At 34.8% G+C, this 13,475-nt stretch carries 12 protein-coding genes; 5 read left to right on the forward strand and 7 right to left on the reverse strand.

From position 1 onward, the window contains the following. Positions 1 to 32 precede the first annotated feature (32 nt). The gene (locus BscR1v2_RS07450) at positions 33 to 560 is read right to left on the reverse strand and encodes an AprI/Inh family metalloprotease inhibitor (protein WP_078690263.1); all 528 of its coding nucleotides are present in this window, start codon (positions 558 to 560) and stop codon (positions 33 to 35) included. A 308-nt stretch (positions 561 to 868) separates the two neighbouring features. Between BscR1v2_RS07450 and dapF the strand changes: the two genes are divergently transcribed. The 5 genes from dapF (at position 869) to BscR1v2_RS07475 (ending at position 5,810) form a co-directional block, all read left to right on the forward strand. Beyond that, positions 869 to 1,720, forward strand: a complete 852-nt coding sequence (gene dapF / locus BscR1v2_RS07455; RefSeq protein WP_078690264.1) for a diaminopimelate epimerase — start codon at positions 869 to 871, stop codon at positions 1,718 to 1,720. Continuing rightward, positions 1,720 to 3,003 carry a tRNA (N(6)-L-threonylcarbamoyladenosine(37)-C(2))-methylthiotransferase MtaB gene (mtaB, locus tag BscR1v2_RS07460; protein WP_078690265.1) on the forward strand — a complete coding sequence of 428 codons (1,284 nt, stop codon included), beginning with the start codon at positions 1,720 to 1,722 and terminating at the stop codon, positions 3,001 to 3,003. Before dapF ends, mtaB begins: the two co-directional genes overlap by 1 nt. A 14-nt stretch (positions 3,004 to 3,017) precedes the next feature. Continuing rightward, positions 3,018 to 4,241, forward strand: a complete 1,224-nt coding sequence (ftsY, locus tag BscR1v2_RS07465; RefSeq protein ID WP_078690347.1) for a signal recognition particle-docking protein FtsY — start codon at positions 3,018 to 3,020, stop codon at positions 4,239 to 4,241. After that, positions 4,238 to 4,918, forward strand: coding sequence for a septation protein A (locus BscR1v2_RS07470; RefSeq protein ID WP_078690266.1), 681 nt, complete (start codon positions 4,238 to 4,240; stop codon positions 4,916 to 4,918). The genes ftsY and BscR1v2_RS07470 overlap by 4 nt, the downstream gene beginning before the upstream one ends. A 430-nt stretch (positions 4,919 to 5,348) precedes the next feature. After that, positions 5,349 to 5,810, forward strand: coding sequence for a hypothetical protein (locus tag BscR1v2_RS07475; RefSeq protein ID WP_236829002.1), 462 nt, complete (start codon positions 5,349 to 5,351; stop codon positions 5,808 to 5,810). Here BscR1v2_RS07475 and BscR1v2_RS07480 read toward each other — a convergent pair. From BscR1v2_RS07480 to rho, 6 genes are read right to left on the reverse strand one after another with little or no spacing between them, the layout of a single operon-like run. Next, entirely contained in the window at positions 5,807 to 6,715 is a 909-nt protein-coding gene (locus tag BscR1v2_RS07480; protein ID WP_078690268.1) for a ParB/RepB/Spo0J family partition protein, read from the reverse strand. The two genes, BscR1v2_RS07475 and BscR1v2_RS07480, sit on opposite strands and share 4 nt — an antisense overlap. A gap of 50 nt (positions 6,716 to 6,765) precedes the next feature. Further along, positions 6,766 to 7,563, reverse strand: a complete 798-nt coding sequence (locus BscR1v2_RS07485) for a ParA family protein (RefSeq protein ID WP_078690269.1) — start codon at positions 7,561 to 7,563, stop codon at positions 6,766 to 6,768. Between the two features lie 6 nt (positions 7,564 to 7,569). Then, on the reverse strand, positions 7,570 to 8,217 hold the full coding sequence (gene rsmG, locus BscR1v2_RS07490; protein ID WP_078690270.1) for a 16S rRNA (guanine(527)-N(7))-methyltransferase RsmG: 648 nt from the start codon (positions 8,215 to 8,217) through the stop codon (positions 7,570 to 7,572). Next, positions 8,217 to 10,085, reverse strand: a complete 1,869-nt coding sequence (mnmG, locus tag BscR1v2_RS07495) for a tRNA uridine-5-carboxymethylaminomethyl(34) synthesis enzyme MnmG (RefSeq protein WP_078690271.1) — start codon at positions 10,083 to 10,085, stop codon at positions 8,217 to 8,219. Before mnmG ends, rsmG begins: the two co-directional genes overlap by 1 nt. Before the next feature lie 46 nt (positions 10,086 to 10,131). Further along, complete coding sequence (gene mnmE / locus BscR1v2_RS07500) at positions 10,132 to 11,439, reverse strand: tRNA uridine-5-carboxymethylaminomethyl(34) synthesis GTPase MnmE (RefSeq protein ID WP_078690272.1); 1,308 nt, start codon at positions 11,437 to 11,439, stop codon at positions 10,132 to 10,134. 32 nt (positions 11,440 to 11,471) lie between these two features. Further along, positions 11,472 to 12,737 carry a transcription termination factor Rho gene (gene rho / locus BscR1v2_RS07505; RefSeq protein ID WP_007476302.1) on the reverse strand — a complete coding sequence of 422 codons (1,266 nt, stop codon included), beginning with the start codon at positions 12,735 to 12,737 and terminating at the stop codon, positions 11,472 to 11,474. Positions 12,738 to 13,475: the final 738 nt, after the last annotated feature.

Raw genomic sequence — 13,475 nt, forward strand, 5'->3', positions numbered from 1 at the left:
CACACATATTTATGAATAATCTTTCTTTTTTATCAACGGCTTAAAAAAACTGGCTGGTTATCAAATGTACGCCCCTCAAAATAATTCCCATTGGTGGAATAAAAAGCAGCTACAGCGTGCCCTGAGTCATCATAGAAATATAATCTCTTTCCCTTGATAGCCCATGATTTAACTCCAGAAAATATTTTTGGACAAAGTAAAGGACCAGCACGGTACCCTTGACCAAATTTTGTCTGTGGGGTTGCAACTCGGCAAACTTTACCGTTTACAGACAAATTCCACACACCAGCAATACTGGCAGGAAATAAATCAACAGTATTACCTGGTAGCTCAATACTCGCTTCTTGTATTTCACTACTAGGATATTCACTCTCACTTATTGAAGAAACAGACGTTTCAATTTCTGTAAGATCAGATTCTGTTACAGATTCCGACATCTGCTGAACAGGATAAATAACCTCTCGTGTGTTACCATTATTCCCAAATCGGGATGTTGAACAACCACTTAAAATAGTTATAGCTGATAGTGCAATGAAAACTGAAATTCTTGAAAAGATCATATTTCACTCCTTCCCATAATAATAGCCTTCCATAAATAATAATAAATAGACGTACTCAAAAGACGTGAAAGCACCCTTATATGTACTACCATTTATATGTACCATTATATTAAGATAAATTAATAAATAAAAAAAACTCGTGAAATAAAGGCAAAAAACATGGAAGTGCGATGAAAATCATCAATCTCGAATAATAATGCCTCTTCTTATTTAGTTTTATCTTGAACAAATACTAGTAATCTGAAAGATTTTCAGTCATATATTGCCTTATTGTGCTTATCATTTACCACTCAAAATAGAGAAACCTTATGAAGATACCTTTCAGCAAAATGAATGGTCTTGGAAATCAAATCATTGTTGCTGATATGCGTGAAAGCGCACATAATATCACACCACAAGCAATTTTTACCCTAGCTGTAGATCCCCAAACACATTTTGATCAAATTATGGCTATTCATCCACCAATTCAAAATGATACAGACTTTCGCATCGAAATATGGAATGCTGATGGTTCAATAGCAAAAGCCTGCGGTAATGGTACACGTTGTGTTATCGAATGGCTTTCAAATCACACCCTTAATAAAAGCTTTCGATTAGAAACACCTGCCGGAGTTGTTGAAGGTGAACGCCAAAGTAATGGTCTTATTTGCGTTGATATGGGGTGTCCACATCTTAATGCAAAAGATATGCCTGTTTCACGCGAAATATCCGATACTAATCACGTAAAAATAACTGCCGGCCCTCTACAGGATGCCTGTCTTGTATCTGTCGGAAATCTGCATGCTATTTTTTTCGTCGATCACAATATTCAATCTATTCCATTAGAAAAATATGGACCAAAGCTTGAACATGACCCACTTTTTCCAGAACGGTGTAATATCTCTATTGCTTTTATAACATCACAAAAAAGTCTAACCTTACGCACATGGGAGCGGGGAGCTGGATTAACAAAAGCATGTGGGAGCGCTGCTTGCGCTAGTGCTGTAGCCGCTTACCGACGTGGATTAACTGAACGCCATATTGATGTAAATCTACCAGGAGGAACACTTGCTATTCATTATCGAGAAGATAACCATATTGTCATGACAGGCCAGGCAGAATATGAATTCAACGGTCTTTTTGATCCCCTAACAGGAGCTTATGAAAAGGATTATTCCTGATGGCTATAAAAATTGTAACATTTGGTTGTCGACTTAATAGTTATGAATCAGAAGTCATTCGTGAAAAAAGTGCTTCTGCTGGTCTTGATAAGCTCAAAGGTGATGCCATTATCTTTAACACTTGTGCTGTCACTGCTGAAGCGGTACGACAAGCAAAACAGGCTATCCGTAAAGCTAAACGTGAAAATCCTCATGCCCGTATTGTCGTTACAGGATGCGCAGCTCAAACAGAAGCAGAAAATTTTGCTCTTATGACAGAAGTGGATCTTGTTTTAGGGAATGAAGAAAAACTCCATACTCATTCCTATCGTCAATTTCCTGATTTTGGCATAAATCACGATGAAAAATTGCGTGTTAATGATATTATGGAGGTGCGCAACATTGCCCCACACATGGTTGGTGCAATAGAAGGCCGTACGCGTGTTTTTGTACAAGTGCAAAATGGATGCGATCATCGCTGTACATTTTGCATTATTCCTTATAGCCGTGGGCCATCACGCTCAGTTCCTATGGGTACTATCATTGAACAAATTAAAAAGTTTATAGGCAATGGTGTTCAAGAAATAGTCCTCACAGGTGTTGACCTTACAAGTTATGGTGCCGATTTGCCAGGAAAAGCTTCGTTAGGAAAATTAGTTTCAGCCATCTTGCATCATGTCCCTGATTTACCACGACTACGTCTTTCATCAATCGATTCTATTGAAATAGATCAAGAATTAATCGATCTCCTAGCTTATGAAAAAAGAATAATGCCCTACCTGCATTTATCTTTACAAGCTGGTAGTAATATGATTCTAAAACGAATGAAACGGCGACATTTGCGTGAAAACGCAATCCAGTTTTGTCAAGACTTACGTGCTAAACGCCCCACAATGGTTTATGGTGCCGATCTAATTGCTGGTTTTCCAACCGAAACAGAAGAAATGTTTCAAAACAGTTTAGCTTTGATTGATGAATGTAATTTAACGCATCTTCATGTTTTTCCCTTTAGCCCAAGAGAAGGAACACCTGCTGCCCGTATGCCTCAAGTTAACCGCGAAATAATAAAAACTCGTGCAGAAAAGCTCCGTAATGCAGGAAAAAAAGCCTATCAAAAACATCTTTCTCATTCAAAAAACACTCAACAAATAATCCTTGTTGAAAAAGATGAAATTGGACGAACTGAAGATTACACACTCACACATATTAAAGGTACTAAAGCTGGAACAATCATTAAAGCCCTTATTATTGGCCATGATGGTAATAAATTAATTGCTGAACATATTAAATGGAATGCAGCTTGAATAGGAAAGCTCTTATGACACAGTCTTTTATTAAAAAAATATTCTCTTTCCGTAAATCTAAAGAGCAAACTATCAAACAAAAACAAGCTCCTGCCCTTCATGAAACTTCTACAGCTGATACAGCTGAACAAAACACAAAGAGTAATCACGCTTCTGCATCTGAAAATACCCATATTGAAAAAGAAAAACAAAGGGAAACACCAATACAAAACAGTGAATCTTCATCTTTTGAATCTCTTTCTGGAAAAGTGATTGTCACTGACACAATTAAAGAAAAGACAATCGAAGAACATTTACCTTCCTTGCCTATTGAACAAAAAGAGGCATGGTTTGAGCGTCTTAAAAAAGGATTATCTCTTTCTTCTCAGCAATTAAGTGATTCCCTTGGTGCACTTTTTATCAAAAAGAAACTTGATGAAGACACATTGCAAGAATTAGAAAATATTCTTATCCAAGCGGATCTTGGTGTAGAGACAGCCACACGCATTACTGATATCTTAGCATCCAGCCGTTACGAGAAAGATTTATCTCTAGATGATCTTTATACCATCATGGCTGATGAAATCAAAAAAGTTCTTGAACCTGTTGCTATCCCGCTGGAACTTGATCTTAGCCATAAGCCTCATGTTATTTTGCTGGTAGGTGTCAATGGAACAGGAAAAACAACAACTATTGGAAAATTAGCTGCTAAATTAGCAGAAGGTGGGTTGAAAATCACGTTGGCTGCTGGTGATACATTTCGTGCTGCAGCCATTGAACAATTACATATTTGGGGTGAACGTACAGGAGCTAATGTTATTTCAACTAAACTTGGTGCAGATGCTGCTAGTTTAGCTTTTGATGCTTATGAAAAAGCAAAAAAGGAAGAAAGTGATGTTTTAATCATCGACACCGCTGGACGCCTACAAAATAAAAGTGAATTAATGGATGAATTAGCAAAAATTATTCGTGTTTTAAAGAAACATAATCCTCAAGCACCCCACACAGTCCTTCAAACACTTGATGCAACAACCGGGCAAAATGCACTCAATCAGGTAGACATTTTCCATAATGTTGCTGGTGTTAATGGTTTAGTTATGACAAAACTTGATGGTACTGCACGAGGAGGAATTCTAATCGCCATTGCAAATAAATATAAATTACCCGTCTATTTTATCGGTATAGGAGAAAAGATTGAGGATCTTGAACCTTTTTCTGCCTCTGATTTTGCGAAAGCTATTGTAGGAAAATCTTCATGAAACACTCTAAATCTAATTCATCCAATAATCCAAATTTGAAGAATATCAACAACAACCGAGAAACATCCTCACCAACACTTAAACTTCTTTTAGAAATGGGCCCATTGGTTGTTTTTTTTCTCGCCAATTATAAAGGGCAGTGGCTAATTAATAATATTGGACTCTTTAAAAGCTTTAACAAGCCTATTTTTCCCGCAACTGCTGTTTTTATGATAGCGATTATTATTGCTTTAAGCTTATCATGGTTCATTATGCGCAAAGTTCCCATAGTGCCACTTATTTCAGGGATATTCGTCCTGGTCTTTGGGTTTTTAACTCTCTGGCTTCATAATGACACTTTTATCAAAATGAAGCCTACAATCATCAATAGTTTATTTGCGCTTATTCTTTTTGGTGGCCTATTGTTCAAAAAACCATTATTGCGTTATGTTTTTGATTCTACTCTTAAAATGAACGATACAGGATGGCAAAAACTGACCTATCGGTGGGCATTTTTTTTCGTTTTTCTTGCTGTTCTAAATGAAGTTATTTGGCGTAATTTCAGTGATAATTTCTGGGCTAGTTTTAAAGTATTTGGTGTTATGTCCATAACTCTCATATTTATGCTATCACAAATAACTATCATTATGAAATATTCAACAACCCCTTTGATAAAAAAGGATAAATCTAATTCTTAAGCAGTAATACCTATTATCATTGAATGATTTTCTAAAGACAAAGAAATCCATAATACCAGCTTATCATTGGTATATATTCTTTCAAAAAGGCGTTATAAATATTAGAATTTAAAGAAAGATTTGTTAGCTTCTTTGATAAAATACTTTTTATCACAATCATAAAGATATTAAAATTAACGCTCTTTTTGCATTAATTACTGAGCCGTACTTATCATCTAAAGAATGGAAAAATCTTTTTTGTCACAATGCAACAACGCTATAATTCTACTAACGATTTTAGAACAAGAAAAATTATAAATTCTTTTCATTACTGGAATGAATAATACTTTGCAAAAAAATCTTACCAACAAAAAAGCAAATAAAGAAAGTTGTTGCTGAAAAACTGTAAAAGAAGGGAATAGTTCTAACCATGTTGAAATTGGCATTGTATGTGTTTTTTATTTTACTCTCTCCTTTTGCAACATATGCTCAAAAAACAATGGCAAATGAAACAGATTATCATTCTGTTATAACATCTACTCTTCCCTCAAATATCGTTGCGAACTATCCTTTAACAGAAAATTTTCTTGTAAAAATGGAACAAATTAAAATAGAAGTTGCGAATTTACCCGCAGAACCGGACGCACCTGGTACTGGAAATGATAATAGTATTGAAGGGCTTGTTGCTTCTGTATCTGGTCGACCAAAACTTGCTGGTGTTTTAGAAAAACACAATATTACACCAAGAGATTATGTTATTGGTTTTATGGCACTTCAAGCAACATTAGCTGCAGTATCAGCACTTGAAGACAACGATAATTTTGATGAAAAAATTACTTTATCTCAAAGTAATCTGGAATTTGGTCAAAAACATATTAACCGAATTCGTGCTCTTTTGTGGACTATTGATTAACTTTGTAAACGCCGACAAATATCATCTAATTCTTCTAATGAAGAATAATGTATTTTTAAATCACCACCATCTTTACCGTGTCGAATGGCTACTTTCATTCCGATCATATCAGTCAATAATTTTTCTAAAGATTTTGTTTCCGTATCTTTTTCCATTAAAGTTCGTTTTTTAAGTTTAGGATTTGCCTGTTCATGTGTAAGCACTTCTGCTTGACGAACAGAGAGCCCTTCATGAATAATCTTTTCAGCCAAATCTTGTGGATTGTTGACAGTAATGAGGCAACGTGCATGACCAGCGGAAAGTTGTCCATCAATCAAAAATTTCTGTACTTCTGGTGGAAGTTTTAACAAACGAAGAGTATTTGTAACATAACTTCGGCTTTTTCCAATAACTTGTGCCAAATCTGCCTGAGTATAACCATGTTCGTTAAGCAACATTTCATATCCCATTGCCTCTTCAATAGGATTAAGATCAGCACGTTGAATATTCTCAATAATAGCTAATTCTAAAGCTGTCTTATCATCTACATCGCGAATAATAACGGGTAATTGATTTAAATTGGCTCGTTGTGCAGCACGCCACCGCCGTTCACCAGCGATTAATTCAAACCGACCGGGATGATGAGGTGAAGGCCTTACAAGAACAGGTTGAACAACACCATGTTGACGAATTGACTGAGCTAAATTTTCAAGTTCTAAATCTGTAAAGTGACGTCGTGGATTATTGGGATTACGTGAAATAAGTTCAATAGATACCAACCGCTCAGAAACGATAGAATCCATATTTGACTTCATTGTGAATCTTGCAGAATTTAATAGATGTGCAGGATCATTATTTAAACTGACATCTCCGATTAATGCTGCCAATCCACGACCTAGTCTTTTTTTTGATTGATCATCATTCATAATTTTACTCTTTGAACTAACTTCACAATAAATTACTTTTCTTACACTTTTTAAGCAGCAGTTTTTGCTTGTTTTTCGCGCTGAATAATCTCTGTTGCCAGTCGTAAATAGGCCTGACTACCAGCACATTTAAGATCATAAAGTAATGCCGGTTTACCAAAAGAAGGAGCTTCAGAAACACGTACATTACGTGGAATAACAGTACGGTAAACCTTCTCTCCCATAAAAGAGCGTACATCTTCAACAACTTGATTTGAAAGATTATTACGTCCATCGTACATCGTTAAAACAATACCTTGAATTTCTAAAGATGGATTTAGAGCATACCGTACTTGTTTTACTGTTTCAAGCAATTGGCTTAAACCCTCAAGTGCTAAAAATTCGCATTGCATTGGCACCAAAACAGAATCTGCCGCCCCCATAGCATTTAATGTTAAAAGATTAAGTGAAGGAGGACAATCAATCAAAATATAACTGAATTTTTGAGACACCATCTGATCATCACACAGAGCTTTGCGTAAGCGCTGAATACGATCTTGCGATGAAGCAATTTCCATTTCAACACCTAAAAGATCAAGTGTAGAAGGTACAATATGCAAATTAGGCACAACTGTTTTTAAAGCAGCATCGACCACAGAGATTCCAGAAATTAAAACATCGTAAGAGGATAAAGGACGACTATTACGATCAATTCCAAGTCCTGTACTTGCATTACCTTGTGGATCAATATCCATAATAAGAATATTTTCACCTATAGCTGCCAAAGCTGTTGCAAGGTTAATAGCTGTCGTTGTCTTACCCACCCCACCTTTTTGGTTTGCAATAGCGATAATTCGTGTTTCGCTCATTTTGCTTTACCCTTTACATGATCGAACATGAGAAATTTCTAAGATAACAGAACTTGTATCAATTTTACTTTGATGTTTTAGCAGATCAAAACGCCAATTGGCAGAGGCATTTTTTATTTCTGTCATATAATCCCGACCTTTTTGAAAAAGAGCTATTGTTTTTTGCGTTAACAGAGGAGATAAAAGTTGTAAAAGAACATCGAGCGAAGCCAAACCTCTCGCAGTTATAACCTCTGGTTTGTTTATTTTCTGATATACATCTTCAATTCTACAATGATGAACTGTTGCTGGAAGATCCAAATGAGCAATGACTGTTCGTAAAAAAGCTACTTTTTTTCCATTGCTTTCAACCAAATCAATATGTCCTCCTTTTCTATTTTTAAGAAAAATAGCAATAACAATTGCGGGAAAACCCCCTCCTGATCCAAAATCACACCAATGCAAACACTGATTATGTAAAGGATAAATCTGAGCAGAATCTAAAATATGACGCGTCCATAAAACTGGTACTGTCGCAGTAGATATTAAATTAATACGTTTATTCCATTGAATCACAAGAGATTCGAATCTCATTAAATTTTCTACCGTTTCACGTGAAACAGAAGGAACTAGATTTAAGAGATCCTGATATTTTTGTTCTATCAAGAAAGTCATTAAGCTGATTTTGCCTTTTCACGTCTTTGACGCTGAATAGATGTAATAATTAATGATAATGCTGCTGGTGTCATACCATCAATTTTTTGTGCATCAGCAATTGAGCGTGGTGATGACTGTTGAATTTTTGTTTTTAATTCATTTGAAAGCCCAGAAATTGCTTGAATGTCAAGAGAAGCTGGAATTTCTAAACGTTCATCTCGTTGAAGAACAGCAATATCTTGTGCTTGTCTTTCTAAATAAACTGCATATTGTGCTTCAATTTCTAGAGTTTCAACAGTTTTAGCATCAATCGATTGTAATTGAGGCCAAAAAGATGAAAGACGTTCTATATTCATACCAGGATAAGATAAAAGATCATAAGCTGATCGCCGAACTCCATCATGATTTATATGTAATCCATGAGCAGATGCTTCATTGGGAGTTAAAAACAGTTTTTGACAAATTGACCGTGCTTGATCAAGACATTTTTGTTTATGTTGATATAAGTTCCATCGAGTATCACTAATAATACCCCATTGTTGTGCTAAAGGAGTTAAACGAGCATCAGCATTATCAGCACGTAAAGATAAACGAAATTCTGCCCGTGATGTAAACATTCTATAAGGTTCACAAACCCCACGTGAAACTAAATCATCAACCATAACTCCAATATAAGCCATCGAACGGCTTAAAATAATTTCCTTTAAACCACCTACCTGACGAGCAGCATTAAGCCCCGCCAAAAGTCCTTGTGCTGCAGCTTCTTCATATCCTGTTGTACCATTAATCTGACCTGCTAAAAATAATCCTGGTAAAGATTTTAATTCCAAGGTTCTGGTCAGTTGTTTAGGATCAACAAAATCATATTCAATAGCGTAACCTGGTTGTAAAACCGTTATATTTTCTAATCCTTCAATAGTCTTCAAAAAAGAAATTTGTATATCCTCAGGAAGAGAGGTAGAAATACCATTTGGATAAATAATATCGCTATCTAATCCTTCTGGTTCTAAGAAGATTTGATGTCCATCTCGTTCACCAAATTTAATAATTTTATCCTCAATTGAAGGACAATAACGTGGTCCCAATCCTTCAATAGCTCCTGAATATAAAGCAGAGCGATGTATATTTTCACTAATAATTTGATGTGTTTGTGTATTTGTACGTGTGATTGCACATTCAATCTGAGGTTGCTCTATTTTCTCTGTTAAAAAAGAAAAAGGTACTGGATATTCATCAGCTTGTTGTTTTGGAAGTATATCCCAACGAATTGTTTTTTTACTAAGGCGAGGGGGAGTTCCTGTTTTTAATCGTCCAAGCTTTATATCATATTCTTTCAAGCGCTCAGCAAGTTGCATACTTGATTGTTCACCCATACGACCGGCATGCCACGTTTTATCACCAATATGAATAAGACCACGTAGAAACGTACCTGTTGTTAAAACCACAGCTTTAGAAAAAATATTCCCTTGTTTTTTTAAACAAACACCTGAAACATGATCATTTTCAACAATCAGATCAATAACTTCATCTTCAATGAGCTTTAAATTTTCTTGTTTTTGTAAAAAACCTTGAATTGCTCTTTTATATAATTGTCGATCAGCTTGTGTGCGTGGTCCTCTGACTGCTGGTCCTTTACGCCGGTTAAGAAGTCGAAATTGTATTCCAGCAGCATCTGCAGCTTGCCCCATTAAACCACCCAAAGCATCTATTTCACGGACGAGATGTCCTTTTCCAAGTCCGCCAATAGCAGGGTTACATGACATTGTACCAAGTTCTGATATTTGATACGTAACAAGTGCTGTTTTTGCTCCAACACGTGCTGAAGCTGAAGCAGCTTCACAGCCGGCATGACCTCCTCCAACAACGATAACATCATACAATTGCATTTGTTTTATTCCATATCAAACTATCTTAAAGTTTCACGTGAATCATTTATTTACCAACACAAAATTGTGAAAAAATAACATCAAGTAAATCTTCAACATTAATATCACCCGTGATTCGTCCAAGAGCATCACTTGCACGACGAAGATGTTCTGCACGTAAACTTAAATCAAGAGAAATATGATTTATTGAAGCATCAATTTCTTTAACAGCTTCTTTTAATAATTGGAGTTGTCTTTTTTGTGCTGAAACAACATTACCAATTTCAGCAACACGACGCAGACAAAACGATTCTATTTCCTTTATAAAATGATCAAAATTTAAGCCACTTAATGCTGAAAACTGTATAGACCAAGGTGTTTTATCCCCTTTATAAAGATCAAGTTTATTACCAACACGCCATATTTCAGCTGATGTTTTTGGTAAATGAATTTCTTGAGGATTATTCATATCATCAACCAGAATAACTAAATCAGCATCTATAATATGTTGTTTTGCAGTTTCTATACCTAATTGTTCAATTTTACTTTCTGTTTTTCTAAAACCAGCAGTATCTGTAAAAAAAACTGGCAAACCACCAAGTATTAATCTAATCTCTAAAGCATCACGAGTTGTTCCTGCTTCTTCTGTTACAATAGCAACAGGTCTTCCAGCCAAACGATTAATAATACTTGACTTTCCAGAATTTGGAGCACCTACAATAACAACTCGTAATCCATCAGTTAAGATATTTGCACGTTCTCCTGCAGCAATATGTTCACAAAGAGAACAGCTAAGTTTTTTCATGTTTTCCCAAATTTCATCAGATATAGAATCTGGAATATCGTCTTCATCAGAAAAATCAATTTCAGCTTCTATTAAAGCACGTGCTGTTATAAGCTCATTACGCCAACCACGATAAAGTTTTGTTAAATGTCCACTTGTACCTATAACAGCTAAACGTCTTTGACCTTCTGTTTCTGCCTCTATTAAATCAGCAAGAGCTTCTGCTTGAATTAAATCTATTTTTCCTTCAGTAAATGCTCGACGAGAAAATTCACCTGCCTCAGCAATACGGCACTCAGGAAATGCAGATAATTCATCTAAAAAACGATTAACAACTGCCTTACCCCCATGTAAATGGAATTCTGCGCAATCTTCACCTGTAAAACTATGAGGGCCAGGAAAAAAAACAGTTAGAGCAGAATCTAAAAAGCTACCATCACGTGCAATAAGATTCCCATAATGCATAAATCGCGCTTTAGGTAAACAGCCACAAAGCGTTTTAACAATATTCACAACATGAGGACCAGAAAGTCGAACAACTGCAACCCCTGAAGGTAACAATCCACTTGAAAGCGCAAAGATTGTATCCACAGGACTAATCCTATTTTAAAACTATGATGTTTCTAAGTATTCATTGAATCAAAAAATTCACTATTATTTTTTGTCTGTTTCAATTTATCAATTAAAAATTCAATTGCATCTGTTACATTCATAGGTGCTAAAATACGACGAAGTACAAAAATCTTATGTAAATCTTGACGAGCTACTAAAAGATCCTCTTTACGTGTTCCTGACTTTAGAACATCCATAGCTGGGAAAATACGTTTATCAGCAACTTTACGATCAAGAACGATTTCTGAATTACCTGTTCCTTTAAATTCTTCAAAAATAACTTCATCCATACGACTACCTGTATCAATCAAAGCCGTTGCGATAATAGTTAAAGACCCACCTTCTTCAATATTGCGTGCTGCACCAAAAAAACGTTTAGGACGTTGTAAAGCGTTTGCATCAACACCACCTGTTAAAACCTTACCTGATGAGGGAACAACTGTATTATACGCACGCCCAAGACGTGTAATAGAATCAAGAAGGATAACAACATCACGCCCATATTCAACTAAGCGTTTAGCTTTTTCAATAACCATTTCAGCTACTTGTACGTGACGTATTGCTGGTTCATCAAAGGTAGAAGAAATTACCTCCCCCGTTACAGAACGTTGCATATCCGTTACTTCTTCTGGACGCTCATCAATCAAAAGAACAATAAGATAACATTCAGGGTGATTAGTTGTAATAGAGTGAGCAATATTTTGTAGTAAAACCGTTTTTCCTGTTCGAGGAGGTGCTACAATTAACCCTCGCTGACCTTTTCCTAACGGAGATATTAAATCAACAACTCGTGATGACATATCCTTATTCGTAGAATCCTGCATTTCCATTTGGAAACGTTCATTTGAATAAAGAGGGGTTAAATTATCAAAATGAATTTTATAACGAATTTTTTCAGGATCTTCAAAGTTAATTGTATTAATCTTAAGAAGAGCAAAATAACGCTCTCCCTCCTTTGGCCCACGAATAGGGCCTTCAACTGTGTCTCCTGTTTTTAAAGAAAAAGACTGAATCTGTGCAGGAGAAAGATAAATATCGTCAGGCCCTGGAAGATAATTAGCATCAGCAGATCTCAAAAATCCAAACCCATCTTGTAAAACTTCAACAACACCTTCCCCAATAATTTCTACATCTTGCAAAGCGAGTTTTTTCAAAATAGCAAACATTAATTCTTGTTTACGCATTAATGAAGCATTCTCAACTTCTAATGTTTCAGCAAAAGTAACAAGTTCAACCGGATTTTTACTTTTGAGCTCTTGTAGTTTCATTTCTTGCATGAAATATTCTCTTTAATTAGGATGGGGAATTGTTTCTGAATAAAAAAATCAATGAGTTTATGGGGAATTTGAAGAATAAAACATTCTTATTCAAGAAGTAAATATTATACACTTAACTCTTTTAAACTGCAAGCATTACTCTGTTAGCCTGGATTTGTGTTTAATATAATAATTACAGTAGAAGTAATAATTATGATTAAGTTTAGAAATTAAATAAATACTATAAAAAATAACTTATTTCTTTAAATTAAATAATCTTAATTTTTATTTTTAATTATTATTAAACATATATTTTCTGTTTTATTATTTTAATAATATTTATTTGTATTTATACTATATAGATAATAATTAATAATTATTTTCTATACAGAAAATGAAATGATTTATACTTTATTTCACTGTAATTGAAGTATTCATTATTATGACTATTTTTTTCCAAAAAAAAATCTAAATTTAAAAATATTTTAAAAAGGGATTCTTCTTATTAAAACCTGTGTTTAATGTGGATTATTAGTTATACTTGTTCATCCTCAGTTTTGTTCACAAAGAAGAGAGAAAAAAAGTAAATAATAAAAATACTTTAGAAATATTATCCCCATTCTTTTTAAAAAAGAGAAATTTATTTATCACAGTCATCTAGTTTGTGTATAAAAACAAAATATTTTTTAAAAGTTTTTATTTTATGAATAAGTGTGAAGTTCTATACACATTTATTAACAAGAAGTTAAAATTTCTATG

The organism is Bartonella schoenbuchensis R1 (assembly GCF_002022685.1).
Lineage (GTDB): Bacteria > Pseudomonadota > Alphaproteobacteria > Rhizobiales > Rhizobiaceae > Bartonella > Bartonella schoenbuchensis.

Coding starts and splice junctions, on each gene's coding strand:
- BscR1v2_RS07450 (WP_078690263.1), bottom strand. CDS start 560: ATGATCTTTTCAAGAATTTCAGTTTTCATTGCACTATCAGCTATAACT.
- dapF (WP_078690264.1), top strand. CDS start 869: ATGAAGATACCTTTCAGCAAAATGAATGGTCTTGGAAATCAAATCATT.
- mtaB (WP_078690265.1), top strand. CDS start 1,720: ATGGCTATAAAAATTGTAACATTTGGTTGTCGACTTAATAGTTATGAA.
- ftsY (WP_078690347.1), top strand. CDS start 3,018: ATGACACAGTCTTTTATTAAAAAAATATTCTCTTTCCGTAAATCTAAA.
- BscR1v2_RS07470 (WP_078690266.1), top strand. CDS start 4,238: ATGAAACACTCTAAATCTAATTCATCCAATAATCCAAATTTGAAGAAT.
- BscR1v2_RS07480 (WP_078690268.1), bottom strand. CDS start 6,715: ATGAATGATGATCAATCAAAAAAAAGACTAGGTCGTGGATTGGCAGCA.
- BscR1v2_RS07485 (WP_078690269.1), bottom strand. CDS start 7,563: ATGAGCGAAACACGAATTATCGCTATTGCAAACCAAAAAGGTGGGGTG.
- rsmG (WP_078690270.1), bottom strand. CDS start 8,217: ATGACTTTCTTGATAGAACAAAAATATCAGGATCTCTTAAATCTAGTT.
- mnmG (WP_078690271.1), bottom strand. CDS start 10,085: ATGCAATTGTATGATGTTATCGTTGTTGGAGGAGGTCATGCCGGCTGT.
- rho (WP_007476302.1), bottom strand. CDS start 12,737: ATGCAAGAAATGAAACTACAAGAGCTCAAAAGTAAAAATCCGGTTGAA.